Below are 764 nucleotides of genomic sequence, written 5' to 3'. Positions count from 1 at the left end.
AGCGATTCAGCTTCTTCGTTGAGATGGGCAAGATTGGCCTGTGCCTTGGTTAATTCATCTTGAATTTGGCGCTGTTTTTCTTCACTGGCTTCAGCGCGTGCGGTTTGGGCTTGAAGCTTAGTGGTTGTATCTTCAAATTCTGCTCTGATTTTTTTAATACGTTCTTCTAGGCCAGAAATTTTGGCTAATAAGGCAGCATTTTCAGTAGTAAGGGTTCTGATTTGTGTTTGCAAATCTTCGTTTTTATTTTGGGTTGTTGTTAAACTTTCTTCTAATTTGGATGCTTTTGCGATAGCTTCTTCTGTAGCGCTGCTTTGTTGTTGTAGAGCATCAGTTAATCGTTGTCGTTCGGCTTCGCTTAATTGTGTTTGTTCTTCTAATCTTGTCAGCAAAACCTCATGTTGTGGTTTTAGTGCAGCAAGTTCCTGAGATAAAGCTTCGGCTTCTTTTTGACTTTGAGCAAGCTGTTCAGCTTGTTTGGCAAGACTGACCTCAAGGCCACTAACGTGACTTTGGGCTTGTTGAAGTTGTTGGGTAAGTTCTTCTTGTTTTGCGGTGTGTTGAGCATTTAATTTTTCTAATTGGGTGGCTAAAGTTGTTTTGGCTTCTTCAGAAGCTTGTAGGATTTTATCTTGTAAGCTTTGTACTTCAGCTCTATGGCTAGCAGTAAGCGATTCAGCTTCTTCGTTGAGATGGGCAAGATTGGCCTGTGCCTTGGTTAATTCATCTTGAATTTGGCGCTGTTTTTCTTCACTGGCTTCAGC

At 41.2% G+C, this 764-nt stretch carries 1 protein-coding gene; it reads right to left on the bottom strand.

The window, feature by feature from the left end; genetic code table 11:
- On the bottom strand, positions 1 to 764 hold a 764-nt coding region (locus E1O41_RS11820), incomplete at both ends, for a coiled-coil domain-containing protein (protein ID WP_165481192.1).

The sequence above is a fragment of the Legionella impletisoli genome, from assembly GCF_900639875.1.
GTDB classification, from domain to species: Bacteria; Pseudomonadota; Gammaproteobacteria; order Legionellales; family Legionellaceae; genus Legionella_A; species Legionella_A impletisoli.
This window is presented reverse-complemented; position numbering and strand designations above follow the sequence as displayed.